This window comes from Pantoea sp. Pa-EAmG (genome assembly GCF_030024295.1).
Classification (GTDB): Bacteria; Pseudomonadota; Gammaproteobacteria; order Enterobacterales; family Enterobacteriaceae; genus Pantoea; species Pantoea dispersa.
In genome coordinates this window covers 1-25,269 of the sequence record NZ_JASEWO010000053.1, presented here as the reverse complement: position 1 = coordinate 25,269, position 25,269 = coordinate 1, and the positions used below count along the sequence as shown (strand labels likewise).

Here is a 25,269-nt window from a genome sequence, read left to right as displayed (position 1 = left end):
GCGCAGCTGAAATTTATAACAAAGATGGCAACAAATTAGACCTCTACGGCAAAGTAGATGGCCTGCACTATTTCTCAGACAACGATGGCCAGGACGGTGACCAGTCTTACCTGCGTTTTGGTTTTAAAGGTGAAACTCAGGTGACCGACCAGCTGACCGGCTACGGTCAGTGGGAGTACCAGGCAGCGCTGAACACCGCAGAATCGCAGGGTACCGCTAACAGCTACACCCGTGTCGGCTTCGCCGGTCTGAAATTCGGTGATGCGGGCTCGTTCGACTACGGCCGTAACTACGGCGTACTGTATGACATCGGCGCCTGGACTGACGTGCTGCCGGAGTTTGGTGGTGACACCTACGGCGCGGACAACTTCATGTTCCAGCGCAGCAACGGCCTGGCGACTTACCGCAACAGCAACTTCTTCGGCCTGGTGGATGGCTGGAACTTTGCCGTGCAGTATCAGGGCAAAAACGACAACCCAACCGAATCCTCTTCCGGTCGTGATGTCCTGGGTGAGAATGGCGACGGCTGGGGTCTGAGCACCACCTACGATCTGGGCTCCGGCTTCGGTCTGGGTGCGGCGATGTTCCAGTCTGACCGTACCAACAATCAGAACGGCAACGCGCCAGGCATTCTCGGTCGCGGTGATAAAGCCGAAGCCTACACCGGCGGTCTGAAATATGACGCTAACAACGTGTATCTGGCGGCGATGTACACCCGTTCTTACAACGCAACCCGCTTCGGCGCGGTGGATTCCGCTGCGTACGGCTATGCCAACAAAGCGGACAACTGGGAACTGGTGGCACAGTATCAGTTTGACTTCGGTCTGCGTCCGTCGCTGGCCTTCGTCTCCTCACGCGGCAGCGATATCGAAGGTTACGGCAGCCAGAACCTGAAAAAATATGTCGACGTGGGTGCGACCTATTACTTCAACAAAAACATGTCGACCTATGTTGATTACCAGATCAACCTGCTGGACGACAACAACTTCACCGATGCGGCCGGTATCAACACCGACGACATCGTTGCGCTGGGCCTGGTTTACCAGTTCTAAGCCGGAGAGCGTGGCCTGCGGGTCACGCTCTGCTCTCCAGCAGCGAGTTCAGCGCCGCCTGCAGCGTTGTCGTCACCTGCTGCGCCGCTTCCCCCATCTGAACCTGCACGATTGCGCCATCCACCAGCAACACGATCTGCCCGGTTTTATCCTGCTGTGCCGTGCTGAGTCTTTCGGCAATGGCGGCCGCCATCTCACGCTTGTGCTGGCGAATAAGTGCGCTCGCTTCCGGCAGGGTATCAGCCAGTTCTGCCGCGCTATTAATAAACGCACAGCCGCGAAAATCCTCCTCCTGAAACCAGCTCAGTAACGCAGCCGGCAGCGCCACGTTGATGGCAGGCTGCTGCGCCAGCGCGCTGCGAAAGCCGCTCATCCAGCGCTGATGACGCTGCTGCAGAAACGCCAGAATTAAGTCATTTTTGGCCGGAAAGTGGCGGTAGAAGGTCACTTTGGTCACGCCAGCCGCGGCAATCACTTTATCGATGCCGGTAGCACGGATGCCTTGCGCATAAAACAGCTGTTGCGCGCTGAGCAGGATGCGGTCACGCGCGCTGGCGCTGGCATCAAACAGCAGGGGTGCGAGCATAAGAAAAAATTCCTGTTTACGGGGGTAGACAGAATTGTCTACATACGGCAGGATGAATCAAGTAGACAGACCTGTCTACATCATCAGGAGATAAAAAATGCTCATTCCCCCGTTCGATCATCAAAGTGCCTTAGAAAAAGTGCGTATGGCGGAAGATGCCTGGAACAGCTGCGATCCGCAGCGCGTGTCGCAGGTTTACAGTGAAGATACCCGCTGGCGCAATCGCAGCGAATTCGTTAACGGCCGCGCGGACGTCGTGACCTTTCTGCAGCGTAAATGGGCCCGCGAGCTGGATTATCGGTTGATTAAAGAGTTGTGGGCGTGGCACCACGATAAGCTGGCGGTGCGTTTTGCCTATGAGTGGCGCGATGACAGCGGCAACTGGTTCCGCAGCTACGGCAATGAAAACTGGCACTTTGGTGCCGATGGTCTGATGATTCAGCGCTTCGCCTGCATCAACGATTTGCCGATTAGCGCTGAAGCGCGGCTGTTTCACTGGCCGGCTGGCAGACGCCCGGACGATCATCCGGGCCTGAGCGAGCTGGGTCTGTAATTTACGGCGCGTTGCGCCAGCGTCTGGCCTTTGCCGCCTGCTGCGGGGATGTGGTGGCAGGCGGCAGGCTGCCTTCCAGCGCCACGCCCGCCAGCGTAAAGGCGGAAAAGCTCAGCCAGCGCTGCCATTTATCCTGTTGTTCTGTTGCCTTACTCATATTGCACCTCGCTGATGTTCAACCCACCATCAACGCTGCACAATTCATGCCACGCCACCGCTCTCAGCGCCACGCGCCCCGTGGCCGCTTTGTTACACTGCGCCAGCGCTGAAGCGGTGCAGGATGCACGACGCTGGTGCAATGCCTTAACGTCGGCGCGACGGATAGTGCTGAATCAGGCGGTGGCGATAGTGCTGCCAGCAACGGAAGCTTCCGTAAGCAAATAACCCGGCGGTAATAGCAAGGATCATATAAATCATCTGTCGCTCCTGTAAGGATTCTCGTGCAGGAACGCAGTATGCTGTGCCAGCCAGCGATCAACTTCAAGCAGCTTTAGACGGTTTTACAAGCGAGTTATGCTTTGTAATAGGCTGTAGTAATGAGTTACAGACGAGGAATTGATGAATTTTCAGAACATTCTGCTGACGGGCATGGTAGCACTGCTGCTGAGCGGGTGCGAGCAAAAAACGGCGCAGCAGGCGCTGGTGCTGGAAGGCAAAACCATGGGAACGGTGTGGCGCGTGAGTCTGGCGGGCGTGGATGCTCAGCGTAAGGCCGCGCTGCAGCAGGCTATTCAGCAGCAGCTCGATCGCGACGATGGCGAACTCTCTACCTGGAAAAAGGACTCGGTGCTGTCGCGCTTCAACCAGTATCAGGGACAGGATCCCCAGCCGGTCAGTGCCGATATGGCCGATATCGTCACCCGCGCGCTGCGCATCGGTCAGCTGACCGGCGGCGCGATGGACATTACCGTCGGACCGCTGGTGAATCTGTGGGGCTTTGGCCCGGCGCAGCAGCCGGCGCATACGCCATCGGATGCCGCTATCGCCGCCGCCAAAGCGCAGACCGGCCTGCAACACCTGCGCGTGATTGAAACGGTGAACGGCCAGTGGCTGCAGAAAGATCTGCCTGGCCTGTATGTCGATCTCTCCACCATGGGCGAAGGCTACGCCACCGATCACCTGGCGCGGCTGATGGAGCAGCAGGGCATCACTAATTATCTGGTGTCGGTGGGCGGGGCGGTGCTGAGTCGCGGCCTGAATGCCAGCCAGCAGCCGTGGCGGGTAGCCATCCAGAAACCGACCGATCGCGAGAACGCGGTGGAGGCACGCGTCGATCTGCAGGGGCACGGAATCAGCACCTCCGGTAGCTATCGCAACTATTATGAACTGGATGGCAAACGCATCTCGCACGTGATCGATCCGGCCAGTGGCCGACCCATCGATCACCGGCTGGTCTCAGCCACGGTGATTGCCACCACCGCGCTGGAAGCCGACGGCTGGGACACCGGGCTGATGGTGCTCGGCACCGAGCGTGCCAAAGCGCTGGCGCTGAAACAGCATCTGGCGGTGTATCTGATTACGAAGCAGGGCGACGGCTTCAGCCACTGGATGTCGCCACAGTTCAAATCGTTTCTTATCGATCAGCCCTGACCTGACAGGAGGTAACTGTGCTGGATCTATTTAGTGAAGACGCGCCATGGCAGGAGCCGCTGGCCGAGGGCGCGGTGATTCTGCGTCGCCGGGCGCGCGAGCAGGCCGATGCGCTGCTGGCGGCGATTCATGACGTCGCGGCCCTTAACCCGTTTGCCCATCGCATCACGCCGGGTGGACATCGCATGTCAGTCGCCATGACCAACTGCGGTGATTTTGGCTGGTCGACCGATTCGCGCGGTTACCAGTACACCGAACAGGATGTCAGCAGCGGCCGTAAATGGCCGCCGATGCCCGCGCTGTTCCGCACGCTGGCGCAGCAGACCGCGCAGGAGGCCGGCTTTGCCGGTTTCAATCCGGATGCCTGCCTGATTAATCGCTATGAGCCCGGTGCCAAACTGACGCTGCATCAGGATAAGGATGAGAAAGACTTACGCCAGCCGATTGTCTCGGTGTCGCTTGGCCTGCCGGCCGTTTTTCAGTTTGGCGGTTTCGAGCGTGGCGATGCAACGCAGCGCGTGCTGCTGGAGCACGGCGATATCGTGGTGTGGGGCGGTCCGTCGCGCCTGCGCTATCACGGCATTTTGCCGCTAAAAGCGGGCATCCATCCGCAGGCTGGCGCGTTCCGTTACAACCTGACATTCCGCCGCGCCCAGTAACCGTAAAACGGATGAGAATTATTCTTGCCTTCACCCGAGGCGCCATTAAACTGCAGGCTGCCTGGTTGACCTCTGGATAATTTTTAATGGCATTGCTTCAGGTTGTTTTTCGCCAGTACCGCTGGCCGTTTATCGGCGTGATTGTGCTGACGCTGCTCAGTGCTGCGCTGGGTATCGGGCTGATCGCCTACATCAATAATGAACTGATCGTGGCAGTTAATACCTCGCTCACCGTGCTGCCGGGCTTTCTCGCCCAGCTGTTTCTGCTGATGGCGGTGACGCTGGCGTCGCAGCTGGCGCTGACTCAGCTCGGCCACCATTTTGTCTGGCGGCTGCGCGGTGAGTTTATCAAGCGTATTCTGGATACCCGGGTTGAACGCATTGAGCAGATTGGTAACGCTCAGCTGCTGGCCGGCCTGACCAGCGACGTGCGTGCCATCACTATCGCGTTTGTGCGCCTGCCGGAGCTGATTCAGGGCATCATTATTACGCTGGGGTCCGCGATCTATCTGGCGTGGCTGTCACCGCAAATGCTGTTGATCACCACGCTGTGGCTGGTGGTGACGCTGATCGGCGGCTGGCTGCTGGTGTCGCGCGTCTATCAGCACATGGCGAAGCTGCGCGACATCGAGGACGAGCTGTACCGCGATTTTCAGACCATCATTGAAGGGCGCAAAGAGCTGCAGCTTAACCGCGAGCGTGCCCGGCTGATTTACGACACCGTGTATCAGGAAAATGCCACGAATTATCGTCGTCACATTGTGCGCGCCGATACCTTCCATCTCAGCGCGGTGAACTGGTCGAACATTATGATGCTCGGCGCGATTGGTATTGTGTTCTTCATGGCCAACGGCCTGGGCTGGGCCAACACCGCTGTCGCCGCGACCTATTCACTGACGCTGCTGTTCCTGCGCACGCCGCTGCTGGCGGCAGTTGGCGCGCTGCCGACGCTGCTCAGCGCACAGGTGGCGTTGCGGAAAATTAATACCTTCGATCTGGCTCCCTATAGCGCCGGTTTCAAAGCGCTGCCGACGGTGAGCGACTGGCAGACGCTGGAGCTGCGCGACGTCTGTTTCCATTATGGCGAGCACGGTTTTGCCGTCGGCCCGATCAACCTGACGCTGCGCCGCGGTGAACTGGTGTTTCTGATTGGTGGTAACGGCAGCGGTAAATCCACGCTGGCGATGCTGCTGACCGGCCTGTATCAGCCGCATTCAGGCCGCCTGCTGCTGGACGGTAAAGAGGTGGACTGGCATAACCTTGATGCTTATCGCCAGCTCTTCTCGGCGGTGTTCACTGACGTGCACCTGTTTGATCGCCTGATTCGTCGCGGTGGTGAGCCGGCTAATCCGGCGCTGGTGCAGCAGTGGCTGGAGCGGCTGAAAATGCAGGACAAGCTGAAGCTGGAAGGCAACCGGGTACTCAACCTGCAGCTGTCGAAAGGGCAGAGCAAGCGGCTTGCTCTGCTGCTGGCGGCGGCAGAGGAGCGCGATATCCTGCTGCTCGATGAGTGGGCGGCCGATCAGGACCCGCACTTCCGCCGCATCTTCTACCGCGAGCTGCTGCCGTGGCTTCAGGCGTCCGGCAAAACCGTGTTCGCCATCAGCCATGACGATCACTACTTCATTCATGCCGATCGGCTGCTGGAAATGCGCGATGGGCAGTTAAGCGAGCTGACCGGCCGCGAGCGCGAAATGGCCACGCTGGATGCCGTCAAACGCACCGATACCGGCCATTGACGGCTGGCGGCAAAGCTTAGCAAAAACCCTTATTGGGCAGGACGTTGTCAGCGGGATACAGTGGGTCGCAGCAGAGATCCTCGTCTCTGCCTCCCTGGAACACTTCTGTCGTCTTGTGTTGTCACCGGCCCGGGCTTATTCCGCGCCGGTTTTTTATTGCTCGCAGGCCGGGTGAGTGAGCAGTGTGACCACACGCGCCGGCTGCAGCCAGAAGCGTGCGTCCAGCACGGTGCTGCGGGTAAATTCCGCGCTGAAATCCTGACACAGCTGCAGCCTGGCGCGCTGCTGCGGCAGGTCGAGCTCAATCAGCGCAGCCTGATGAAATGCCATGGGCTGATGCAGCCGCGGCCATAGCGCCTTATAAAGACTCTCTTTCAGCGAAAACAGCAGCGTTGCCGCCTGCGCAAAGGGCAGCGGCTGGCCCTCAAGCAGCGCGCGCTCCTGCGCGTTCATCAGCAGTTCCGCCGTGTCCTGCGCGGTTTCCTCTGCCATCACCTGCTCAACATCAATGCCCACATACAATGCCTCGCGCGTCGCGGCCAGCACCACGCAGTCATGGCTGTGCGACAGCGAAGCACGGATGCCTGCCGGCCAGCACGGTGAGCGATCCGGCGCGTTGTGCAGCACAAAATCAGTGATTCCCAGCTGCGCCAGCTGTTGCCGCACCAGCCAGCGGCTGGCGAGATATTCAATTTTGCGTTTGCTGGCTGCCTGCTGTAGTGCAGACGGCAGCGGCAATTGCCACTGCGCAGGTAAAGCGGCGTGCCACTGTTGCCGATCAAAGCGGCACCACGCCAGCGACAGCGATTCAGCGGTGTGGCCAGCGGCGGTGATAAATCCACAAGCGGGCAGCGGCAGGGATGTTTCGGCTGAGAACATAATGAGTAACGGCTGATGGAAAAGCGTGTTTTACCAGTCAGCCGCGGGCAGAGCAAGCCGAAAAGGCTGCTGCGGGTTAGCGATTTGGCGGGATAGCGAAGCTCTTCATCTGCACCACAAAATGGTGGTGGCCTTTGGTAATGCGTGCACCACGGTCGCACCAGTGGCTCGCCAGGCGGAAGAAATCATCGCTGCCAATATCATACGCCAGCTCCACTTTGCTGATGCCTGAGTGCAGGAGTTCTTCCGCATCCTGCAGGTTTTTTGCTTTGATGACCATAACGAGATTCCATCAAATAAACGGGAGCTTTAGGGTAGGGGAAATCTGTGACATTTTTGTTTCACTTTAATGAATTGCTGTCACAAATCAGTAGAAACGTGATCCCGGTCGGCTTTGCTGACTTCAGTTAAGTACCTGTTTCGCAGCATGAATGAAGTGTGATGCGAGATTATGCTGCAGGATTTTGCACCCTGAACAGTAAGGTCAGGGCCTGTCGCAGTGGTGACGAATAGCCGCGTCTGGCGCGGTAATGACGCGGTCATTTTCCATCTCTATCCTTCCTGTGGTGGCTGTATTATGAAGCCCATCACACATCGATAGCCGCTTCGTTTAACCGGGGTAAAGCGTGGGCGTAACATGCTGGTGGCTGACGAAAGAGGCTAAGGAGCGAACGATGCAAAAACTGGCTGGCATAATGTTACTGGGTTGCATGAGCGTAGGCGCTGCACAGGCAGCAGATCTCAGCTTCCAGAATGCGCAGGGCAATATTGAAGTGGTGCCCGGCAAACCCACCTTTGTGCATAAACTGCACTACCGTAAACTCTATGATGAAAAGCCGTTCCCGGATGCGGTGATTTATTACTACAGCAACGGGGTGTATAAAATCCTGTCGCAGGGCGAAAATCATTATGGCCTCTACGTGATACAGGGCAGCGTTGAGGACCAGAGTTACACCATCCGCTATATTTCAGCGCCGTCGAAAGACTGGGGCAACAAAACTGCCTTCCATCAGCTCACCTTTGTGAATGGCGCGCAGGCAAAGGTATTTATTCAAAACGCGATTACCGATACCGGTGAGCAGATCGCCCAGCAAAACGGCGAGTTTTTGCTGCAGGATCACGATCCCGCGCACGCGGCGGCAGACCGCTGGGATGATGATTTAAAAATCAAACGCTGACGGTTTAGCCCTTCATCTGTGCCGCGATCGTCGCGCGTTTGGTTGCGGCACCCGATGCGTTATCCACAGCAAAGATTTTCCCTATCCCAGCGAGAATTGTTTCCGGCTGGCAACGCAGCGGAAACTCGATAATTATCAGGGCATGACTAAATATCGTGTAAGAGTGGGTTTTCACAACCCCTCAGCCCTGACCTTCAGGCAACTGGATGAAATACTGGAACCGCAACGCTTCTGGCGCAGTGACACGCGCAGCGGTACGTTTCGCTACTTCATGGAGTATGAATATGAGTCGGACGTACGCGATATCTGCGAAGTGTGCGAGCTGGCTTATTCGCAGGCGTGTAAGGTGAAGAAATGCCCACTGATTCTGGTGCAACCCTGCGAGGCAGAGGTTTCACTCAGCGTCAACAATTGAGATTCGCCGCAGCGAATCTCAATCCGGCTGGCATCATGCCGCCATTTTACGGCACTCTTCTGCACAGCGCTGACAGGCCTGAGCGCATTGCTGGCAGTGCTGGTGTTGATGCTGCTGGCACGACTGCGCGCACTGCTGGCAGATGTCGGCGCAGAACTGACAGAGCTGCTGCACCGATGCACTGTTTAGCGCCATGAACTGCGCCGTGAGGCGACAGGTATTGGCGCACTGCATATCCAGCCTGATGCATTCGCGCATCATCTCCACATTTTCCTCATCCAGACAGGATGTTGCGCAGTGGTCGCACGCGGCTGCGCACAGATAACAAGCCTCCACGCAGCGTTTATATTCATCAAGCATGTTTCCTCCTTGCATTGGTGATTAACCGTTTAAGCCTGGAAAGGATTGGTCATTATGCAATGAAGGAAAGCGTTAGGATTTATTACCGCGCTGTGCTTAACGCCGCGATTTTACAGCAGAAAATAAAAAAGCAGCCATAAAGGCTGCTTTTCTTTGGGATTTTGGTCGGCACGAGAGGATTTGAACCTCCGACCCCTGACACCCCATGACAGTGCGCTACCAGGCTGCGCTACGTGCCGAACGTGGAGGGTTATACTACTGGTTCCGTTGGCGATTGCAATATGCCGGCAGCTTAACTGCCTCATAATTAATCAGTTTGCCGTGAACCGTTTCTCTTCCGTCAGCACCTGCAACAGCAGCGCCAGCTGAGGTTTATGATCTTTCAACTCTTTGCCCTGGGCATCGTACGCGCTGTAATTACCGTTGTTGCTGAGCACCAGCGTCACCGTTGGCGTGGTCACCACCAGTTTGCCATCTTCACTGCTGGCGACCCAGTTATGGCTGCGCTGCGCGGCAAACAGATCTTCACCCTGTGAATAGTTAACCGGATTGGTGCGCACGTGCAGCAGGCGCTGCATCAGCGTGGTCATCACATCCTGCTGATCGGTCAGGCGATCGATGCTCTGTGCCGGGGTATTCGGCCAGTGCACCACCAGCGGCACCTGCAGCGTGGCGCGGTTGCCCGGATTATCGCTGTTGTCGAAGGTGATGGCGCGCTGCGCCGTGATCACCACCACGGTATTCTTCAGCGCATCATTCTGCTGCAGCGTATGCAGCACCGTCGCGATTTGTTCATCCACGTTTGTCGCCTGGCGCATATAGCTGCGCTGGCGCGCTTTGGTGCTGTCGCCGGTTACCGTCACGCCGTTGAGCGCAATCCATGAGAACCAGGGCGCGCCGCCTTTCTGACCATTGAGCCAGTTCTGCCACTGTGTCACCGTGGTGCTGTTAGGCTGGGTATCGGCCTGCGGCAGGCTGTAATCCGCCAGCAGCGCCTGACGGTACAGCGGCTGGCTAAAGCCATCGGAAGAGAACAGGCCGAACTGATAACCCTGGCTGTTCAGCGCGCCGAGCAGGGCAGAGGGCATGCGCGCCGCCAGCACGCCGTCCATGTAGCTGGAGGAGATACCGTAGAACAGGCCGAACAGGCCTTTTTCCGGCTGCAGTCCGGCGCTGTAATGCTGGGTAAAGCGCACGTTTTCACTGGCGAACTGATTGAGCGATGGCAGCGCTTTATCCACCGTGGCATTGTTCAGGCCGTCCACCGTCAGAATCAGCAGGTTGTGGCGCGTTCCGCCATCGTGGAACGTAATATCGCTGAGCGGATACTGCACCGACAGCGCTTCCGGATCGCCCTGTTGCACCAGACGGCGCTGATACTCCTGCGCATCCAGCAGGCCGTGTCGCTCCAGAAAACGCCGTGCGGTCATCGGATAGGAGAGCGGCAGGTTGGCACGCTGCATGGTAATCGGCCGGTAGAAGTTGGCGTCTGCCCAGATATACAGCAGATGACTGGCAAAGAAGGCGCTGATAAACAGCGCGGCCAGCGGCTTGCCAAACGAACGCCGGTTCAGGCTGCGCAGCTTTTGCCAGCTCCAGGTGGCAAACAGCATCTCAACGAGGAAAATCAGCGGTACGCTGATAAACATCAGCTGCCAGTCGCGCGCCATCTCGCTTTGATCGGGGTTGACCACCAGTTCCCACACCACCGGATTGAGGTGCAGATGGAAACGGTTGAACACAGCGCTGTCTACCATAATCAGCGTCAGCCCGGCCGTGGCGACCACGGCGGAGAGCACGCGCAGCAACCGCTGCGACATGGCGACAAACGTCAGCGGGAAGATGATCAGCAGATAAGCGGCAAACACGATAAAGCTGAAATGGCCAATCCAGCTGGTAAACGCATAAATACGGCCGGCGAGGGAAGAGGGCCAGTCGGCGACCAACAGGTAGCGGCTGCCTAAAATAAGCGCAAACAGAATATTAAACAGGGCAAACCAGTGCCCCCAGCTGATCATCTGGGAGACTTTTTCACGGTAGCGCTGCCGGTTGGTTACCATATTTATGAGGTCAAATCTGCAATTTAGTGAGCGTTGTCATCGCGCACGGAAGACTGCAGCGCTTCCGCAAACGAGCGGGCGAGGCTGCGGCGCTGGGCCGGTGCGATGTCGGTGTTGATCAAATTGGTCACCATGTTCCCCAACACCATCAGGGAAAGATCGGTTGGCGCTTTGTCTTTTTCAAGAACCTGCGCCAACTGCGCGAGAAGCTGTTCGACGCGCGCGTCGCTATAACGGGATGATTGTGGCATATCGTCGACTAATCAAGTGTGAAAACGCGGTATATTACCGTAACAACGCACTTTTTTCCGCAATTTTATCGCAAGCAGAACGATCAGTTTGTGCGCGCAGTTGAAAGCAGCGGCAGGCGGTGTTTGAATACGCGGCTGAGCCCAAAGGAGAGTCTACCATGAGTCTGGATATCGACCAGATTGCCCTGCATCAGTTAGTCAAACGTGATGAAAACCAGCTGGAACTGGTGCTGCGCGATACTCTGTTACCTGCCACGCAGGCGGTGGAAGAGATGGCGGAAGAGTTACACCGCGTCTATAGCGCCAAAAGCAAGGCTTACGGCCTGTTTAATGAAGACAGCGAGCTGGCGGAAGCGCTGCGCAACTGCCGCAAAGGGCAGGATGACTTCCTGGCGTTCAGCCGTGCGGCTACCGGACGCCTGCGCGACGAGCTGAGCAAATACCCGTTCGCCGAAGGCGGCGTGGTGCTGTTTCTGCACTATCGCTATCTGGCGGTGGAGTATCTGCTGGTGGCGGTGCTGAACAGCCAGTCGAGCATGCGCGTTAACGAGCAGCTCGACATCAGCAGCACGCACTATCTGGACATCAACCATGCCGATATCGTGGCGCGTATCGATCTCACCGAGTGGGAAACCAACCCGGAATCCACGCGCTACCTGACCTTCCTGCGCGGACGCGTGGGGCGTAAAGTGGCCGATTTCTTCATGGATTTCCTCGGCGCCAGCGTCGGTCTGGACACCAAAGCACAGAACCGCGGGCTGCTGCAGGCGGTAGATGATTACTGCGCCGAGTCCAGCCTGGATAAAAATGAGCGCCAGAACTATCGCCAACAGGTCTACAGCTATTGCAATGAGCAGCTGCAGGCGGGCGAAGAGATTGCGCTGGAAGATCTCTCCAGCGAACTGCCGCCGCTGGGCGAAAAAACCTTTCAGGCGTTTACCCAGGAACAGGGTTATGAGCTGGAGGAACATTTCCCGGCCGACCGCAGCACCCTGCGTCAGCTGACGAAGTTTGCCGGTAGCGGCGGGGGATTAACGCTTAACTTTGATGCCATGCTGCTGGGCGAGCGCATTTTCTGGGATCCGGCCACCGATACGCTGACCATCAAAGGCACGCCGCCGAATCTGCGCGATCAGCTGCAGCGTCGCACCGGCGGTCAGTGATCGCCGGATTTGCGCCATAAAAAAACGCCGCAGATGCGGCGTTTTTTCGTCAACCCGTTAGCGATTAAGCGCGAACGAAGTCGATGTGGTGCAGTTTTGGCTTGAACGGGTGACGCTGAACAGCCTGAACTTTAACTTTGGTTTCTTTACCGTCAACAACCAGAGTCAGCACGTCGCTGTAGAACTCAGGCTTAGCCTGCATGTTCATCACAGAGTCGTGGTCCAGTTCGATAGAAACCGCAGCGTCTTTACCGCCATAGATGATGGCCGGGAATTTGTTCGCTGCGCGCAGGCGGCGGCTCGCACCCTTACCCTGCTCTTTACGTACTTCTGCATTAATAGTGAACATCTTAAGATCTCTTCTATAGTTCCTGCTACAGGCGACCCAGCAACAGGACGGTTATTCAATACGCTTTTACGGATGCAAAAGCGGGCGGCATTATAGCCGGATTGCCACAGCGGGGCAAATGATTCCGCCGCTTAGCGCAGCTCGTTAGCGCGGCGATAGCGTCCCTGATAATCGAACATTTTTTCCCGCACCTGCCAGTAGTGGCCTTTGGCGCGCGCCACCACAAAATCGGGATGGCGCAGCAGCGGCTGCAGCGCCACCACATCGGCGGCGGTCTGCCAGCCGAGCTCCACGCCGGGCGCACGCTGATGTGGCCGCATAAACAGCTGCTCAAAGGCGGTGCGCTGCGCCGGAGTGCGCAGGCGAAAGCGCTCGCTGACGCTGGTGCCATCCTCATCATAATAGGTGGCTTGCAGCCACTCGCCTTTATCATCGCGTCCGTGCGCCAGCGTCATACCACTACAGCGCAGTACGCGCGCGTCTTTCAGCTTCAGCGCCGCTTTCAGCATATCATCGGGGTCGACCAGCACCTTGTCGCACTGCTGGCAGCGGCGCGCGGCGATATCATTTTCTGCACCGCAGTCCGGGCAGCTTTTAAAGCGGAAACGGTAGTCGCACTGCGCGCGATTGCCCTCGTCATCGTCGAGCACGCCCTGACAGCGGCGGCCAAAGTGCTCAATGACGTGGCCATCTTCGGTCGCCTTGCCCCAGAAGGTGTTGGCAAAGCCGCAGGCCGGACAAAACACCTGCACCGGCTGGTTATCGCTGGCGCCTTTCGGTGCGCCGACTTCGGGCGTAAAGAGATCGTGCGGGTTTCCGGCGTAATCGAGGATCAGGCAGTCGGTTTTACCTGGTGCCAGCCGCAACCCGCGACCGACAATTTGCTGATACAGGCTGACCGATTCGGTCGGGCGCAGAATGGCGATCAAATCGACGTGCGGCGCGTCAAAGCCGGTGGTCAGCACCGCCACGTTAACCAGAAACTTAAGCTGCTGCGCTTTGAACTGCTGAATCAGCCGGTCACGCTCTTTCACCGGGGTTTCTGCCGATACCAGCGCACTGTTTTCCGGCAGCAGGCTGAGAATTTCCCGCGCGTGTTCAACGGTTGCGGCAAACACCATCACGCCGCGGCGCGTTTCAGCGAACTCGATGATCTGTCGCATGATCTGCGGCGTGACGCGCTGCTGCTGTTTCAGTTCGCGGTTAAGATCGGCCTCACTGAACAGGCCATTATTCTGTGGGATCAGCCGACTGAAATCATACTGTACCACCGGCATATCCAGCCGCTCGGGCGGCACCAGAAAGCCATGTTTGATCATATAGCGCAGCGGCAATTCGTAGATGCAGTCGCGGAACAGCGCGTTATCATCGCCGCGCACCATGCCGTGATAGTGGTACTGGTAAATCCAACCTTTGCCCAGGCGGAATGGCGTGGCGGTCAGCCCCAGCAGACGCAGCTGCGGATTGTGCTGGCGCAGATGGGCAAATAGCTGCTGATACTGGCTCTCCTCGTTGTCGCTGATGCGATGGCACTCATCGACGATCACCAGCGAAAAGGCGCTGTCAAAACTGGCCAGATTGCGCGCCACCGATTGCACGCTGCCGAATACCACTTTACCGTCGCTCTGCTTGCGCTGCAGGCCCGCGGCGAAGATGTCCGCCTGCAGGCCATACGCCTGATATTTACTGTGGTTCTGCTCCACCAGTTCTTTGACGTGAGCCAGCACCAGCACGCGACCGCGCGCCAGCCGCGCCAGTTCGGCGATCACCAGGCTTTTGCCGGCGCCGGTCGGCAGCACAATCACCGCTGGCGTGGCGTGGCGGCGAAAATGGGCAACGGTGGCATCAACGGCTTCTTGCTGATAGGGGCGCAGGGTAAACGACATGGGAACCGGCTTTTTCTGGAACGGACGCGCATTATGCCATGAAAGTGGCTGAAACGCAGGATCGGCACTATTAGCAGGCGAAGGTTCAGGCTATACTGCCCACACTTTTTCAACGGTTAACCCTGCGCTCAATTATGCCGTGGCCGCCGCGCTACGCTGTAAATGATTTACCGGGCAAACGCCGTTTCAGTTCCCCTCCGCAGTAACAGGCAAAAAAGCGAATTCATGCGACTCGACAAATTCATATCTCAGCAACTGGAAGTTAGCCGTGCCATCGCCGGCCGTGAAATACGTGGCAGAAAGATCACCATCAATGGCGAAGTGGTGCGCGACACCGCGTATAAAGTCCTGCCGGACGATGCCGTAGAGTACGACGGCAATCCGCTGACGGTGCAGCAGGGCCCGCGCTATTTCATGCTGAATAAACCGCAGGGCTATGTCTGCTCCACCGACGATCCGGATCATCCCACCATTCTCTACTTCATTGAGGAGCCGGCGGCGTTCAAACTGCACGCGGCAGGGCGGCTGGATATTGATACCACCGGGCTGGTGCTGCTGACCGATGATGGTCAGTGGTCGCATCGCATTACCTCTCCGCGCCATCACCTGGAGAAAACCTACCTGGTGGAACTGGAGCAGCCGCTTGATGCGGGGCTGATCGAAAAATTTGCTGCCGGCATTCAGCTGCACAACGAGAAAGATCTGACCAAACCGGCGCAGCTGGAAATCCTCGATGAGAAAGCCGCGCGCCTCACCCTCAGTGAAGGGCGCTATCACCAGGTGAAACGTATGTTTGCGGCGATGGGCAACCACGTCACGGCGCTGCATCGCGAAAGCATCGGTAAGATTGTGCTGGATGACGAGCTCGGTGAAGGCGAATACCGTGAACTGACCGAGGCGGAAATCAACAGCATCGGCCTGCCGGACGAACTGAAACAGCGCAAATAGCGGGAGACAGTGGTGCGTAAGGAAAAAAATTCACCGGTGGGATTAGTGGTGATTCTGGGATTGCTGGCGATGCTGATGCCGCTCTCCATTGATATGTATCTGCCGGCAATGCCGCAAATCGCCCGTGAATTCGCGGTGTCGGCCGGCAGCGTACAGATGACGCTGAATCTCTACATCCTCGGCTTCGCCATTGGTCAACTGGTGTATGGCCCGCTGGCCGACAGCTACGGACGTAAACCGGTGATTGTGCTTGGCACGCTGATTTTTGCCTGCGCGGCGGCAGCCTGTGCGCTGTCGCAATCCATTGACCAGCTGATTCTGATGCGTTTCCTGCACGGGCTCTCCGCCGCCGCGGCCAGCGTGGTGATTAACGCCCTGATGCGCGACAGTTATTCGAAAGAAGATTTCTCGCGCATGATGTCGTTTGTCATGCTGATCACCACTATTGCGCCGCTGCTGGCCCCGATCATCGGCGGCTGGCTGCTGCTGCTGTGGAACTGGCACGCCATCTTCTGGACGCTGGCATTGGCCGCACTGATTACCACCGTGCTGGTGGTAACGCAGATCCGCGAAACGCTTAAGCCCGAGCAGCGGCAGCGTTTTCACCTGCGCACCACGCTGAGCAATTTTGTCGCGCTGGTGCGGCACAAACGCGCCTTCAGCTATATGCTGGCTAGCGGCTTCTCGTTTGCCGGGCTGTTTACCTTTCTTAACGCCGGGCCGTTTGTTTACATTGAAGTGAACCATGTGTCGCCGCAGAATTTCGGCTACTACTTTGGCCTCAACGTGGTGTTTCTGTTTGTCATGACGCTGATTAACAGCCGCGCGGTGCGCCGTTTCGGACCGCTGGCGATGTTCCGCCTCGGTCTGCTGATTCAGTTTGCCATGGGCATCTGGCTGCTGATTGTCAGCGCGCTCAACCTCGGTTTCCTGCCGCTGGTGTTTGGCGTGGCAATGTTTATTGGCTGCGTATCGACCGTCTCCTCCAATGCGATGGCGGTGATCCTCGACGAATTTCCCCATATGGCCGGCACCGCATCCTCGCTGGCCGGTACGCTGCGCTTTGGCGTCGGTGCGCTGGTTGGCGCGCTGCTGTCGCTGGTCAGCGTCAACAGCGCCTGGCCGATGGTCGCCACCATCGCGCTGTGCGCTACCGTCTCAATCGTGTTGTTCAGCTACGCCGCCCGTCCGCGCCACACCGCGTGATGGCGGCGGGTCTATGCTGAGCCCGCTGTTATTTCACCTCCTGATTTGCCCCTCTCCGCACTCTCGCTCTGCTTAATGTTTCCATATTGTGAAAATTAATTGATAAAAAAGTAACGACATTGCGTCTAAAATGATTGTTAAGCGCCGCGTAACGCGGTAAACATAGGCATAAATGCGAGAAAGCTCGCAAATAATAAAGTTGCATCACGCTTTGTGCTTAAAACGAGAAGGCTATCCTTGACGTCCGTATGCTGAGCTTGCCAGGTGGGGATTCACCGCGATGAAGCCGTCCGTTGTGAATAACGTTACTGTCTCTGGGAACCGAAACACTATGCTGCAACTCTCGGTTGTGCATCGTTTACCACAACTTTACCGCTGGTCGCTGGAACATGCCGGCGCCATTGAACGCCAGGAAGCAGCGAACGGCGCGCATGACGGGGATCTGGTCGCGCTGCGCCTGCTGAGCCATGATGGCCATCCGGCGCTGGAGATCCTGCAGCAGCTCCAGGAAACGCTGGCGCAGATTCAGGTCGAGTGCAAAATTGCCGAATGTGAAGGGCAGCCGTGTTTGCTGATTCAGCGCGGCGACGAGAGCGCCACTAACTGTTGTCTGAAAAATCAGGGCGTGGCGATCGCCGAAACCTTTGACGGTCACTGAGGCCCGATCTCGCCCTGCGCGGAGGCCAGCAGCTGACGCGTATACTCTGCTGCGGGCGCGTTGAACAGCGCTTCGCATTCACCCTGTTCCACCACTTCACCCTGGCGCAACACCACCAGCTGATGACACAGCGCGCGCACCACCTGCAAATCGTGACTGATAAACAGATACGCGAGCTGATGCTGCTGCTGTAAACGGCGCAGCAGGGTGAGGATCTGCTTTTGCACCGAGCGGTCCAGCGACGAGGTGGGTTCATCCAGCACGATTAGCTGCGGCTGCAGGATCAGCGCGCGGGCAATGGCGATACGCTGGCGCTGACCGCCAGAGAATTCCGCCGGGTAGCGGCTGCGGCTCGCTGCCTCCAGGCCAACCTCTTCCATCACCGCAATGACTCTGGCTTCCTGTTCGGCAGCGCTGAGCTGCGGCTGGTGCACCGCCAGCCCTTCGGCAATCACCTGCTGTACCGTCATGCGCGGATTGAGTGAAGAGTTGGGATCCTGAAACACCACCTGAATGCGCTGGCGCAGCGGCAGTAGCTGCTTCGCGCTCAGCTGATGCAGCGGCTGGCCGTCGAACCAGATCTCGCCGCGCGCAGCAATCAGGCGCAGCAGCGCCAGGCCGGTAGTGCTTTTGCCTGACCCGGATTCGCCGACTAACCCGAGGCTTTCGCCGCGCCGCAGGGTAAAACTGAGATTATGTAGCGCGGTTTTTTCCGCCACGGTGCGCTTCAGCAGTCCACGGCGAATCGGGAAACCCACCTGCAAATTATTCACCTGCAACAGCGGCGGCGCGTCGATCAGCGGTACCGGTGCGCCGTCCGGCTCGGCGGCCAGCAGCTCGCGGGTATAAGGCTGCTGTGGCTGGCGAAATAGTGCGTCACAGCGGTTGTGTTCCACCTCGCGCCCGTTGCGCATCACCGTCACGCTGTGGGCCAGTTGACGCACAATGTTCAGGTTATGGGTAATGAACAGCATGCCCATGTTCAGTTCGCGCTGCAGTTCGCGCAGCAGCTGTAAAATCTGTGCCTGCACCGTAACGTCCAGCGCCGTAGTAGGCTCATCGGCAATCAGCAGTTTGGGCTGGGTCAGCAAGGCCATGGCGATCATCACGCGCTGGCGCTCGCCGCCGGACAGCTGGTGCGGAAAATCCTGCAGGCGCGTCGCGGCCTGGCGAATGCCTACGCGATCGAGGCAGCTGAGAATCTCAGCGCGCGCCGCTTCACGCCGCATGCCACGGTGCAGCGACAGCACTTCATACAGCTGCTTCTCCACGCTGTGCAGCGGATTGAGTGACACCATCGGCTCCTGAAAAATCATCGCCATCTGGTTGCCGCGCAGCCCGCGCATTTCACGCTCGCTGGCCTGCAGCACATCGCGCCCGTCAAACACAATTTCGCCCTGCGGATAGCTCACCGGCGGCTGCGGCAGCAGACGCATAATCGACAGCGCCGTCACGCTCTTGCCCGATCCCGATTCGCCCACCAGCGCCAGCGTTTCGCCGGCGTCGATGCGCAGCGAGATATCTTCCACCACGCGGCGCGGCCCGAACGCCACCGCCAGATGATTCACCGTTAACAAACTCATTTAGCGCCCCCGGCTCGGATCAAAGGCATCGCGTACCGCTTCGCCGATAAAAATCAGCAGCGACAGCAGCAGGGCGAGGGCGAAGAAGCCAGAAAGGCCAAGCCACGGTGCCTGTAAATTGTTTTTTCCCTGCAGCAGCAGTTCGCCCAGCGACGGCGAGCCCACCGGCAGGCCGAAGCCGAGAAAATCCAGTGAGGTCAACGTGGTGATCGAACCGCACAGGATAAACGGCAGAAAGGTGAGCGTGGCAACCATGGCGTTGGGCAACATGTGGCGCAGCATGATGCGGCTATCGCTCACGCCCAGCGCGCGTGCGGCGCGGATATAGTCAAAGTTACGCGTACGCAGGAACTCAGCGCGCACGACGCTCACCAGGCTCATCCAGCCGAAAATCACCGTCAGCAGTAACAGCCACCAGAAATTGGGCTGAATCACGCTGGAGAGCAGAATCAGCATGAACAGCGTCGGCATGCCGGACCACACTTCAATCAATCGCTGGCCGATCAGGTCAACGCGGCCGCCAAAGTAGCCCTGCAGGGCACCCACCACAATGCCAATCACGCTGGAGAACAGCGTTAACAGCAAGCCGAACAGCAGCGAGATGCGCGTGCCGTACAGCAGACGCGCCAGTACATCGCCACCATTAGCATCGGTACCCAGCCAGTTTTGCGCCGACGGCGGTGACGGGAAGGGCACGTCGGTGGCGAAATGAATGGTGCTGTCGCTGAAGCGGATGGGAGCCCATAGCGCCCAGCCCTGCTGATCAATACGTTGTTTCAGCCACGGATCCTGATAATCCGCCGGCGTGGCAAACTGGCCGCCAAAATCACTCTCGCTGTAGTTAAACAGCAGCGGTGCGTACCAGCGCTGCTGGTAATGCACCAGCAGCGGTTTGTCATTGGCTAATAATTCCGCGCCCAGCGACAGCACAAAAATGAGCAGAAACAGCCACAGCGACCAGTAGCCGCGACGGTTGTGACGAAAGCGCTGCCAGCGCTGCTGGTTAACGGGAGATAGACGCATCAGCGGCCCTCAAAATCAATGCGTGGATCGACCAGCGTATAGGTCAGATCGCTGAGAATATTCATCAGCAGGCCAATCAGCGTAAAGATATACAGCGTGCCGAACATCACCGGATAGTCGCGCTGAATGGTGGCATCATAGCCGAGCAGCCCCATGCCGTTGAGTGAGAACATCACCTCAATCAGCACCGAGCTGGTGAAAAACATACTGATAAAGGTGGTGGGAAACCCGGCGATCACCAGCAGCATGGCGTTGCGAAACACGTGGCCGTACAGGATGCGCTTCTCATCCAGGCCCTTGGCGCGTGCCGTGACGACGTACTGTTTGCGCACCTCATCAAGGAACGAATTTTTCGTCAGCATGGTCAGGGTGGCAAAGCCGCCAATTACCGTAGCCAGCACCGGCAGGGTGATATGCCACAGATAATCGCTGATTTTGCTGTACCACGGCAGCGTGTCAAACTGCGGCGAAGTGAGGCCGCGGAGCGGGAACCAGTCGAGATAGCTGCCGCCGGCAAACAGCACAATCAGCATGATGGCAAACAAAAACGCCGGAATTGAGTAGCCGATGATGATAAAGATGCTGCTCCAGATATCAAACGCGCTGCCGTTGCGCACCGCTTTTTTGATGCCCAGCGGAATCGACACCAGATAGATGATCAGCGTGCTCCACAACCCGAGGCTGATCGACACCGGCAGGCTCTCTTTAATCAGCTGCAGCACCGAGGCGTTACGAAACAGGCTGTCGCCAAAGTCAAAACGCAGGTAATTCCACAGCATTTCGCCATAGCGCTGCAGCAGTGGCTTATCGAAGCCGTAGCGATGGGTTATTTCTGCCACCACTTCCGGATCCAGCCCGCGCGCGCCGCGGTACTGGCTGTCGCCGGGATTGTCGCGCACCAGCGCACCGCGCGCGCCGCTGTCACTGCCGCCGCCGCCAGGCAGACCGGTGCTATGACCAAACTGGATGTTGGCCAGCGCCTGATCGACCGGACCGCCCGGCGCAATCTGTACGATAAAGAAATTCAGGGTGATGATGGCCCACATCGTGGGAATAATCAGCAACAGCCTGCGCAGGAAATAAGCACCCAAACCGCTCTCCTCAGCGTCGATCGGCCGGTAAACGACCGGCTTTGTTCACATCGTACCACCAGTTTTCCAGCCCGGTGGCAAACGCCGGTTTAATCTGCGGATGGGAAAACTTGTCCCACCAGGCCAGCCGCTGCTCGGCGTTGTACCACATCGGAATCATGTAGGCGTTCCACAGCAGCAGGCGATCCAGCGCCTGACCGAGCGGCAGCAGCGCTTTTTCATCGCCCTGATGCGCCACGATCTGCTGCACGAAATGGTCGACCAGCGGATCTTTTACCCGCGCGGTGTTCCACGATGAGCTGATGTAATCCGACTGCCAGACATACTGCAGGCTGGTGGAGGGCCACGGCATCGCCTGATAAAGCGACGGAATCATGTCGTAATCGCCTTCGCGCAGCCGGCGCAGATATTGCGAACTGTCCACCTCACGCAGCGTCATCGTAATGCCAAGCCGTGCCAGGCTGTGCTGGAATGGCAGCGCCCAGTCGTTCAGAGAACCGCTGCGCAGCAACAGTTCAAACTGAAACGGCTGGCCGGTTTTCACGTTCACCAGCTGCTGATTTTTGATCTGCCAGCCGGCTTGCTTCAGCAGCGCCATCGCCCGCAGCAAATTGTTGCGGTCAAAGCCGCTGCCGTCAGAGTGCGGCGGCGCGTAGGCGTTGTTAAAGACTTCGGCAGGCAGCTGCGCCTTGTAGGGCGCGAGCAGGACCAGCTGATCGGCGTCAGGATAGCCTTTGGCGGCGTAAGCGGTGTTCTGGAAGTAGCTGTCGGTTCGCTTGTAAGCGCCGTAGAACAGCGCTTTGTTCATCCACTCAAAATCAAACGCCAGCGTCAGCGCCTCGCGCACGCGGCGGTCGGCAAACAATGCTTTCTCGTTATTGAACGCCAGCCAGCGCGTGTCGGTGGCGACGTCATTCGGCGTGGTGGCTTTCACAATGGCGTGGCTGGTGAAGTTGCGCCCGCGATATTGTGTGGCCCATTTCTTCGCCGAACCCTCCTCGCGCAGATCATAGGCACCGGCCTTAAACGCTTCAAAAGCCACGTTGTCATCAAGATAGTAGTCGTAGCGCAGGGTATCGAAATTAAAGCGACCGCGGTTCACCGGCAGATTGGCCGCCCAGTAGTTCTTCACCCGACTATATTGGATGAACTGGCCGGATTTGTACGAAGTGACGCGGTAAGGCCCGCTGGCGAGCGGCGGATAGCCAATCGGCTCATTGAATTTTTTGTTCTGCCAGAATTTTTCCGGCAGCACCGGCAGCGTGATCCAGCTCAGCACCAGGTCTTTGTCTGGTTTGGGCATCTCAATGCGCACCGTCAGCCGGTTCAGCGCTTTCACCTGCACGCCACGAAACGCCACGCGAAACTGCGGCACGCCTTCGGTCATGAATTTGCCGAAGGTGAAGGCGACATCCTGCGCGGTGATCGGTGTACCGTCCTGAAACTGCGCGTGCGGATTGATCGACACTTCCATCCAGTGATAATCGCTGGGATAGCGTGCTGATTCGGCGATCAGCGGATAGTAGCTGCCGGGCTCATCGTCTGAGGTGGTAAACAGGCCGTCGTACAGCGTGTCAGTGCCGATACCGGGGTTGCCGCGCGACGCATAGCGGTTGAAGTTGTCGTAAGTGCCCACCACGGCGAGGGTGATCTTGCCACCTTTTGGCGCCGCCGGATTGGCGTAATCATAATGGCTGAAGTTGACCGCGTATTTCGGTTCGCCCAGCTTCGCAAAGGCATAGCTTTCATGGATAGTGACCGCGTGCACCGGCGCAATGGCGCTGCACATCAGTAGTGCTGTGGCAAGACGAAGCAGCATAAGTGGGGCGCTCTCCTGTGGTAATCCGCACTGTATGGTAGCAGTTTCATGCGCGGTACGTGACGTTAACCCAAACTGGCCTGGCTCTGATAGTAGCTAATCAGCTTTTCCGGGCGCAGCGGGCGGCTAAACAGATACCCCTGCAGATGCGTGACGCCCCGGTTAACCAGCCAGGCCGCCTGGTCGCCGGTTTCCACCCCTTCCGCCACGGTTTTCAGGTTGAGTTTCTTTGCCAGCAGCAACACGGTGTCAAGCACCGGCGAGGTTACGGTTTCGGTGCCGATACTCTGCACAAAGCCGCGATCGATTTTCAGGTAGTCGAACGGATATTTTTCCAGGTAGATCAGCGCGCTATGGCCAGTGCCGAAATCATCGATGGCAATCTTGAAATTGTGTTCATGCAGCCAGGCGAAGATTTCGCCGGCGTTCTTCTCTCGCACCATGGTGCGCTCGGTGATTTCAAATACATAGTTAAAATGATCGGCGGGCATACTGGCGATCCACGCCTGCACGTCGCGGCGAAAACTGGCCGATGCCAGATGCTGCGGTGACATATTCAGACTGAGACGGGTGCCGCGCGGCAGTTGCTGACAGAGAAAACGCGCGTCGCGCGCTACCAGGCTGAACAGATGTTGGGTCAGAGGAATAATCAGGTTCTGCGCTTCGGCGTGGCTGATAAATACATCGGGTGGGATCATGCCTTCAACCGGGTGAGTCCAGCGCAGCAGCGCTTCAACGCCATAGGGTTTGCCGTTGTGTGCTGTTACCAGCGGCTGATACTCAACGTGAAACTGACCGCGCCGGATGCCGAGCAGGATTTCACGTCCCGGTCGCTGATGCAGCGACAGCAGCAGCCAGCTGATTGCGGCAACCAGCAGCGCCAGCAGCAGGCCGGTCAGTAACGCCAGCGTGTAATCGCGTGAGGCCAGCGTGCTGCCGTAAAGCACAAAGCGCATGCTGCCGTCATCAAGCGTCAGGTCGGTGAGGGCGGGCGGCAAATCGCGGCTGCGCACCACCTGGCTGGTGCCGCTGAGCAGCGCGCTGTCGCCTGCCACCAGCGCCATGCGCGTGATTTCGGGATGGTAAGAGGCCAGCAGCTGGTAAGGCGTCATGCTGAGGTTCATGGTGGCGAGGATGCCGGTTTCGCTCGCTCCCGGACTTTTCAGCCACAGCGCGAGCGCTGGTTTGGCGGGCTGCAGCGGTGTGCCGGGCAGCAGGCGGACGTCACGGTCGCGCTCCAGCTCTGAATCGGGTGAAATGGCGCTGGCGGCCAGCAGAAATGCGCCGGTAGCCGAAGAGCAGTAAGCGTTGCCGTCGCGTACCAGTAATATCGCGCGAATGTTGCCGGCAAAGGCGGCGCGAGAGGTCAGCTCACGGTTGACGCTGTTGCAGCTGAGTTGAGTGTATTGCTGCAGTGGATAAAGGCTCTCGACCAGGGTTGACATCACCTGTTGCAGATCGTCACGGCTGTGAGCCAGCAGCTGCTGGTGTTGCTGGACGCGTTTTTGCCAGGTCAGCGTGAGCAGGACGGTGACAAACAGGATAAAAAACGCGACCCCAATAATTACGCTACTCCAGGCGATGCGCCGCGAGTAGCTGGCATGACGATTTAACGTCCCCGACAGTGGCATGGAGTTGGTTCCCCTGATCTTGCCCTTTTTATTATAAAAACGCATACAACTGTGCTGGTTCAAGGCAACGAGAATATAACGAGGCTGCGCGAAAAGTCTCGTTATATTTTTGATTCACAATTACTTTTTCCGCCATGGATTTGGCTTAAGCAACCGCAGACGAAAAAAAAACGCTGCCGGGGCAGCGTTTTCAGATTCTCTGGCTGAGAACATCAGGAAGGAAGGGGATTAACTGGGATTTTTTGCCAGTACCCGACGCGCTTCGCGGTAGCGGTTTTTCCAGTAACTGTCGTTAAGGCTGGAAATCATCACGCCGCTGCTGGTAGACGCGTGTACAAAATTGTCGTTGCCGAGATAGATGCCGACATGGCGACCGGTGGAGCCGGCGCGGAACAGCACTAAATCACCCGGACGCAGTTTACTGCGTGAAATCTCTTTACCGCTGTCCTGCTGTTCCGAGGTGGAACGCGGCAGCTCTAAACCAAACTGTTCGCGAAAGGTGCGCTGAACAAAAGCAGAACAGTCAATGCCGCGTTTGGTGTCGCCGCCTAAGCGATAACGTACACCTTTCCAGTCACTGTACTGTTCCA

General features: G+C 57.9%; 27 protein-coding genes and 1 tRNA gene. 11 read left to right on the top strand and 17 right to left on the bottom strand.

What is annotated here, in order from left to right; translation table 11 throughout:
• The coding region (gene ompC / locus QMM04_RS09745; RefSeq protein WP_282996085.1) for a porin OmpC at positions 1-1,052 on the top strand (1,052 nt) is incomplete at its 5' end.
• Positions 1,053-1,074: 22 nt separating this feature from the next.
• Here the strand turns inward: ompC and QMM04_RS09740 are convergent.
• Positions 1,075-1,638 carry a TetR/AcrR family transcriptional regulator gene (locus QMM04_RS09740; RefSeq protein ID WP_282996084.1) on the bottom strand — a complete coding sequence of 188 codons (564 nt, stop codon included), beginning with the start codon at positions 1,636-1,638 and terminating at the stop codon, positions 1,075-1,077.
• Between the two features lie 97 nt (positions 1,639-1,735).
• On the opposite strand from QMM04_RS09740, the gene QMM04_RS09735 reads away from it, so the two are divergent.
• Positions 1,736-2,191, top strand: coding sequence for a nuclear transport factor 2 family protein (locus QMM04_RS09735; protein WP_058758444.1), 456 nt, complete (start codon positions 1,736-1,738; stop codon positions 2,189-2,191).
• A gap of 1 nt (position 2,192) precedes the next feature.
• Here QMM04_RS09735 and QMM04_RS09730 read toward each other — a convergent pair whose 3' ends face one another.
• Together QMM04_RS09730 and QMM04_RS09725 are read right to left on the bottom strand one after the other, a co-directional pair.
• The gene (locus QMM04_RS09730) at positions 2,193-2,348 is read right to left on the bottom strand and encodes a hypothetical protein (RefSeq protein WP_164861051.1); all 156 of its coding nucleotides are present in this window, start codon (positions 2,346-2,348) and stop codon (positions 2,193-2,195) included.
• Positions 2,349-2,494: 146 nt separating this feature from the next.
• Positions 2,495-2,608: a hypothetical protein gene (locus QMM04_RS09725; protein WP_021509241.1), complete on the bottom strand. Its 114-nt coding sequence runs from the start codon at positions 2,606-2,608 to the stop codon at positions 2,495-2,497.
• Between the two features lie 141 nt (positions 2,609-2,749).
• Between QMM04_RS09725 and apbE the strand changes: the two genes are divergently transcribed.
• The 3 genes from apbE (at position 2,750) to QMM04_RS09710 (ending at position 6,179) form a co-directional block, all read left to right on the top strand.
• The gene (apbE, locus tag QMM04_RS09720; protein ID WP_088517034.1) at positions 2,750-3,781 is read left to right on the top strand and encodes an FAD:protein FMN transferase ApbE; all 1,032 of its coding nucleotides are present in this window, start codon (positions 2,750-2,752) and stop codon (positions 3,779-3,781) included.
• Between the two features lie 17 nt (positions 3,782-3,798).
• On the top strand, positions 3,799-4,440 hold the full coding sequence (gene alkB / locus QMM04_RS09715; RefSeq protein WP_059009149.1) for a DNA oxidative demethylase AlkB: 642 nt from the start codon (positions 3,799-3,801) through the stop codon (positions 4,438-4,440).
• Between the two features lie 86 nt (positions 4,441-4,526).
• Positions 4,527-6,179: a multidrug ABC transporter permease/ATP-binding protein gene (locus QMM04_RS09710; RefSeq protein WP_282996083.1), complete on the top strand. Its 1,653-nt coding sequence runs from the start codon at positions 4,527-4,529 to the stop codon at positions 6,177-6,179.
• A gap of 153 nt (positions 6,180-6,332) precedes the next feature.
• Here QMM04_RS09710 and QMM04_RS09705 read toward each other — a convergent pair whose 3' ends face one another.
• Together QMM04_RS09705 and QMM04_RS09700 are read right to left on the bottom strand one after the other, a co-directional pair.
• A complete protein-coding gene (locus tag QMM04_RS09705; protein ID WP_211726739.1) occupies positions 6,333-7,058 on the bottom strand; it encodes a 4'-phosphopantetheinyl transferase superfamily protein in 726 nt (241 codons plus the stop codon).
• Between the two features lie 76 nt (positions 7,059-7,134).
• Positions 7,135-7,338 carry a hypothetical protein gene (locus QMM04_RS09700; RefSeq protein WP_010618078.1) on the bottom strand — a complete coding sequence of 68 codons (204 nt, stop codon included), beginning with the start codon at positions 7,336-7,338 and terminating at the stop codon, positions 7,135-7,137.
• A 394-nt stretch (positions 7,339-7,732) separates the two neighbouring features.
• Between QMM04_RS09700 and QMM04_RS09695 the strand changes: the two genes are divergently transcribed.
• Both QMM04_RS09695 and QMM04_RS09690 read left to right on the top strand, forming a co-directional pair.
• Entirely contained in the window at positions 7,733-8,236 is a 504-nt protein-coding gene (locus tag QMM04_RS09695; protein ID WP_282996082.1) for a hypothetical protein, read from the top strand.
• A 142-nt stretch (positions 8,237-8,378) separates the two neighbouring features.
• Positions 8,379-8,651 carry a hypothetical protein gene (locus QMM04_RS09690; protein WP_211725188.1) on the top strand — a complete coding sequence of 91 codons (273 nt, stop codon included), beginning with the start codon at positions 8,379-8,381 and terminating at the stop codon, positions 8,649-8,651.
• Positions 8,652-8,684: 33 nt separating this feature from the next.
• On the opposite strand, the gene QMM04_RS09685 is transcribed toward QMM04_RS09690, so the two are convergent.
• The 4 genes from QMM04_RS09685 to QMM04_RS09670 all read right to left on the bottom strand — a co-directional run bounded on the left by QMM04_RS09685 (position 8,685) and on the right by QMM04_RS09670 (position 11,322).
• A complete protein-coding gene (locus tag QMM04_RS09685; protein WP_104188522.1) occupies positions 8,685-9,011 on the bottom strand; it encodes a four-helix bundle copper-binding protein in 327 nt (108 codons plus the stop codon).
• A gap of 162 nt (positions 9,012-9,173) precedes the next feature.
• Positions 9,174-9,250 (bottom strand) — tRNA-Pro (locus QMM04_RS09680).
• A 72-nt stretch (positions 9,251-9,322) separates the two neighbouring features.
• Positions 9,323-11,071, bottom strand: coding sequence for an LPS biosynthesis-modulating metalloenzyme YejM (gene yejM / locus QMM04_RS09675; RefSeq protein ID WP_282996081.1), 1,749 nt, complete (start codon positions 11,069-11,071; stop codon positions 9,323-9,325).
• A gap of 23 nt (positions 11,072-11,094) precedes the next feature.
• On the bottom strand, positions 11,095-11,322 hold the full coding sequence (locus QMM04_RS09670; protein ID WP_021509249.1) for a YejL family protein: 228 nt from the start codon (positions 11,320-11,322) through the stop codon (positions 11,095-11,097).
• A gap of 158 nt (positions 11,323-11,480) precedes the next feature.
• Here QMM04_RS09670 and yejK point away from each other — a divergent pair, with 158 nt between their 5' ends.
• Complete coding sequence (yejK, locus tag QMM04_RS09665) at positions 11,481-12,485, top strand: nucleoid-associated protein YejK (protein ID WP_021509250.1); 1,005 nt, start codon at positions 11,481-11,483, stop codon at positions 12,483-12,485.
• A gap of 64 nt (positions 12,486-12,549) precedes the next feature.
• Here yejK and rplY read toward each other — a convergent pair whose 3' ends face one another.
• Both rplY and QMM04_RS09655 read right to left on the bottom strand, forming a co-directional pair.
• Positions 12,550-12,834 carry a 50S ribosomal protein L25 gene (gene rplY / locus QMM04_RS09660; protein ID WP_058775794.1) on the bottom strand — a complete coding sequence of 95 codons (285 nt, stop codon included), beginning with the start codon at positions 12,832-12,834 and terminating at the stop codon, positions 12,550-12,552.
• Between the two features lie 131 nt (positions 12,835-12,965).
• On the bottom strand, positions 12,966-14,720 hold the full coding sequence (locus QMM04_RS09655) for a DEAD/DEAH box helicase (protein WP_282996080.1): 1,755 nt from the start codon (positions 14,718-14,720) through the stop codon (positions 12,966-12,968).
• 225 nt (positions 14,721-14,945) lie between these two features.
• Here QMM04_RS09655 and rsuA point away from each other — a divergent pair, with 225 nt between their 5' ends.
• The 3 genes from rsuA (at position 14,946) to QMM04_RS09640 (ending at position 17,532) form a co-directional block, all read left to right on the top strand.
• On the top strand, positions 14,946-15,668 hold the full coding sequence (rsuA, locus tag QMM04_RS09650) for a 16S rRNA pseudouridine(516) synthase RsuA (RefSeq protein WP_282996079.1): 723 nt from the start codon (positions 14,946-14,948) through the stop codon (positions 15,666-15,668).
• A gap of 12 nt (positions 15,669-15,680) precedes the next feature.
• The gene (locus QMM04_RS09645; protein ID WP_021509253.1) at positions 15,681-16,874 is read left to right on the top strand and encodes a Bcr/CflA family multidrug efflux MFS transporter; all 1,194 of its coding nucleotides are present in this window, start codon (positions 15,681-15,683) and stop codon (positions 16,872-16,874) included.
• A 331-nt stretch (positions 16,875-17,205) separates the two neighbouring features.
• Positions 17,206-17,532: a hypothetical protein gene (locus tag QMM04_RS09640; protein ID WP_021509254.1), complete on the top strand. Its 327-nt coding sequence runs from the start codon at positions 17,206-17,208 to the stop codon at positions 17,530-17,532.
• Here QMM04_RS09640 and yejF read toward each other — a convergent pair.
• The 6 genes from yejF to mepS all read right to left on the bottom strand — a co-directional run.
• Entirely contained in the window at positions 17,526-19,115 is a 1,590-nt protein-coding gene (gene yejF, locus QMM04_RS09635; protein ID WP_282996078.1) for a microcin C ABC transporter ATP-binding protein YejF, read from the bottom strand. The genes QMM04_RS09640 and yejF overlap by 7 nt on opposite strands.
• Positions 19,116-20,138, bottom strand: a complete 1,023-nt coding sequence (locus tag QMM04_RS09630; protein ID WP_058780318.1) for a microcin C ABC transporter permease — start codon at positions 20,136-20,138, stop codon at positions 19,116-19,118.
• Positions 20,138-21,229 (bottom strand): microcin C ABC transporter permease YejB, encoded by a 1,092-nt coding sequence (locus tag QMM04_RS09625; protein WP_282996077.1) that lies wholly within the window; start codon positions 21,227-21,229, stop codon positions 20,138-20,140. Before QMM04_RS09625 ends, QMM04_RS09630 begins: the two co-directional genes overlap by 1 nt.
• A 10-nt stretch (positions 21,230-21,239) precedes the next feature.
• Positions 21,240-23,048 (bottom strand): extracellular solute-binding protein, encoded by a 1,809-nt coding sequence (locus tag QMM04_RS09620; RefSeq protein WP_215800826.1) that lies wholly within the window; start codon positions 23,046-23,048, stop codon positions 21,240-21,242.
• Positions 23,049-23,113: 65 nt separating this feature from the next.
• Complete coding sequence (locus QMM04_RS09615; protein WP_104093086.1) at positions 23,114-24,679, bottom strand: cyclic di-GMP phosphodiesterase; 1,566 nt, start codon at positions 24,677-24,679, stop codon at positions 23,114-23,116.
• Positions 24,680-24,907: 228 nt separating this feature from the next.
• The coding region (gene mepS, locus QMM04_RS09610) for a bifunctional murein DD-endopeptidase/murein LD-carboxypeptidase (RefSeq protein ID WP_282996076.1) at positions 24,908-25,269 on the bottom strand (362 nt) is incomplete at its 5' end.